Here is a 3250-nt window from a genome sequence, read left to right on the forward strand (position 1 = left end):
TATAGGCCATAGCGCATTTTCCTTTGGCGAGAAAGATGCCTACTATAGCAACTGACCGCCTTTCTTAGAAATTGCACTTATTAGGCGAATCCAAGCAGCACATTAAATACATACTGTACTGATTTTTTGGAATACATCAGAGTTAGTGTTTAACCATCAAGTTACGGTTACGCCTGAACGCGAACACATTCACCATTAAAGGCAACAGCTTTACCGGCAGTAATTTTGCAGCGTTTGCGAGTCTCAACTTGTCCATCAACTTGAACTAAACCCTCTGCAATCACAATTTTTGCCGCAGCACCACTTTCACTCCACCCTTGTAACTTCAGCAAATCACACAATTCGACATAAGGGTGACTATCTAAATAAAAAATTTCCATCAATAACCTTCAGTTGTATCTACATCATGATATTCCTCGCAAGCTTGCAAGGTATTTTGAATCAATGTCGCAACAGTCATTGGACCGACACCTCCTGGCACAGGAGAAATCCAACTGGCGCGTTCGGATGCGTTATCGAAATCAACATCACCGATGACTTTGCCATTTTCCAGACGATTGATACCAACATCAATCACAATCGCATCCGGTTTAATCCACTCACCGGGAATAAAATTCGGCTTTCCGACAGCAACGATCAGTAAATCAGCCTGTTCAACATGCTGACGCAGATTTTTGGTAAAACGATGCGTTACCGTAGTTGTACAGCCAGCCAACAGTAATTCAAGGCTCATTGGACGCCCGACAATATTGGAGGCACCGATGATAACTGCATTTAGCCCATAGGTATTGATATTGCAGCGCTCAAGCAGCGTTACAATTCCACGGGGAGTGCACGAGCGTAGTTTTGGCGAACGCTGGCACAGACGACCAATATTATAAGGATGGAAACCATCCACATCCTTATCGGGATGAATACGTTCCAGTACTTTGACATTATCAATGCCGGCAGGTAAGGGAAGTTGAACTAAAATACCGTCGATTTCCGTATCGGCGTTCAGGTTATCTATCAGGGAGAGTAATTCGGCTTCACTGGTGGTATCAGGTAAGTCATAAGAGCGGGACATAAAACCAACTTCCTCGCAAGCACGACGTTTACTTGCGACATAAATCTGAGAAGCGGGGTTTTCTCCCACTAAAACGACGGCAAGACCCGGCGCTCGTTTCCCGACGGTAACACGTTGTCTGACTTTTTCTGCAACTTCGCTTCTGATTGTCTGCGCAATCGTTTTCCCATCAATAATTTTTGCTGACATGTATTTAAGATTCCATCATCAAGTATAGGAATAGAGGCTATTTTGTCAGAACATGAAGCGCCTGTCAGTTTTATTGATAATAATAAAATGAACATATGGGCAAAAGACCATTGACTCATTTCATTATGCCCGTATAATTCCGTCCCACATCAACGCATTAGTGATGTTGATTATTTTGCATACCATATGCGCCCTTAGCTCAGCTGGATAGAGCAACGGCCTTCTAAGCCGTAGGTCACAGGTTCGAATCCTGTAGGGCGTACCATTTAAAATCAAGCACTTACACCTACTTTGCAACTACAATTTTTCCCGACTGGGACGGATTTGGGACGAGATTTCCAAAAAGCTCATCAATTTGACGCGCGTGTTCAGTCAAATGATTAGGTGCTAAATGAGCATAGCGCCTCACCATTTCGATTGATTCCCATCCGCCCATCTCTTGCAAAATTGACAATGGAACGTCTGACTGAACCAACCAGCTAGCCCACGTATGCCTCAGATCATGAAATCGGAAATCTTCTATTCCAGCTCGCTTTAATGCGGAATTCAATGCCGTGTTATCATCAACACGCATCTTTCTGATATTAGGCATTACTATTCCATCGGGATTAGTTGATGATTTAGTATGGACGAACACCCACTTATTATGATTTCCTATCTGGGCACGTAACACCCTGCAAGCGGTTTCGTTTAGGGCTACCCCTATAGCCCTAGCCGATTTACTTTGGTCTGGGTGTATCCATGCTACTTGTCTCTGCATATCAATTTGAGACCATTCAAGATTGATAATGTTTGAACGCCTTAATCCCGTTGCCAGTGCGAACTTGACGATTGACTGTAAAGGTTCGGGGCATTCATCAATTAATCTTTGGGCTTCGTGAGGCTCTAACCATCTGACACGTTTATCTCTGACGGCTGGAACCTTGATCACGGGTGCTTTCTCTAACCATTTCCAATCTCGTTCAGCCGCCCTTAGCAGAGACTTCATCAATGATAAGTGTTTTGCTTTGGTCGCTACCGAGACGGAAACTTCTGTATATGCAGGGACTTCTTTTCCTTTTTTCTGGGCTGCTGTAACACGACTTTCCCATCGCTGCTTAGATTTGCGGTTTCTCATTTTGCTGATTGCCGTATAAATCCTGGCTTCGGTGATATCCTTTAGTCTTACTCCTTCGAAATATTCCAACCAGAACGCCATACGGCCTTTATCATCATCCAGTGATTTCTTATCAGCTTTTTCCTCGATCCATCGCAAGCATGCCTCATCAAAGGTCACATCAGGGAAATCACCCAACCTTTCTATGCGCCATAATTCGGCCTTTCTTCGGTCGTGCAACTCCTGAGCTTGCTTTTTGTCCGTTGTCCCAAGAGACTCCTTAATTCTTTTGCCGCTTGGCGTCGTGTAGTTCCCATACCACGTATTTCCTCTACGGAAGATTGACATTGTTTATCTCCTTTCTCTGTCGCATCTACCGCGCTCACAATCACAGTTTGGATCGGATTGTTGATTGCTGCAATACATGCGGCGCGTGTAAATAAATAAGGTGAGTTTGGCTTGGTGGGGTTCTTCTTGGTGTAGGCTATTTTACCTATCTGACACCATAGGGATAATGTGTCCACATCAATCCCTATGAGCGCTGCTGCTTTTTTTCTGGATAAGGTTATGCTTTCTATCTCATTATTATCAGTGATGAGTCTCATTGCTTCATCTCCTTATCAATCATATCTACATAGTGTCGTAGCCACATCACAGGCAGGAATTTACTCTTCTGATGTGGCGACATAACGGTTTCAAATCGGGGCAGGTGTTGGGTGAGTATTGCGTCGGTTTGCTGGTCGGTACGTTTCTTGATTGTGAGTAGCTCGTTTCGGCACTCCCTCGCCGCCTGTCTCCGTACATTTTCGAGTGTGTTAGGTATTGTTAAACTTTTCTGCCAGTTCTCTGGCGATTACCTCTAACCTGTCGCTGAGCTGTTGCAGTGTTTTGATGTCATC

Annotated in this window: 3 protein-coding genes and 1 tRNA gene; 1 reads left to right on the forward strand and 3 read right to left on the reverse strand. The window is 44.3% G+C overall.

Translation table 11 applies throughout. The annotated features are described in order from the left end of the window. Positions 1-167 precede the first annotated feature (167 nt). The gene (gene ybcJ, locus BM329_RS14030) at positions 168-380 is read right to left on the reverse strand and encodes a ribosome-associated protein YbcJ (RefSeq protein ID WP_092554393.1); all 213 of its coding nucleotides are present in this window, start codon (positions 378-380) and stop codon (positions 168-170) included. Beyond that, entirely contained in the window at positions 380-1255 is an 876-nt protein-coding gene (gene folD, locus BM329_RS14035) for a bifunctional methylenetetrahydrofolate dehydrogenase/methenyltetrahydrofolate cyclohydrolase FolD (protein ID WP_092554396.1), read from the reverse strand. The genes ybcJ and folD overlap by 1 nt, the downstream gene beginning before the upstream one ends. Before the next feature lie 188 nt (positions 1256-1443). Here folD and BM329_RS14040 point away from each other — a divergent pair. Continuing rightward, positions 1444-1520: transfer RNA gene (locus tag BM329_RS14040), tRNA-Arg, on the forward strand. A 21-nt stretch (positions 1521-1541) separates the two neighbouring features. Here BM329_RS14040 and BM329_RS14045 read toward each other — a convergent pair. Continuing rightward, positions 1542-2699: a tyrosine-type recombinase/integrase gene (locus BM329_RS14045; protein ID WP_092554399.1), complete on the reverse strand. Its 1158-nt coding sequence runs from the start codon at positions 2697-2699 to the stop codon at positions 1542-1544. Positions 2700-3250: the final 551 nt, after the last annotated feature.

Origin of the sequence: Xenorhabdus koppenhoeferi (genome assembly GCF_900116635.1) — a bacterium.
Taxonomy (GTDB): Bacteria; Pseudomonadota; Gammaproteobacteria; order Enterobacterales; family Enterobacteriaceae; genus Xenorhabdus; species Xenorhabdus koppenhoeferi.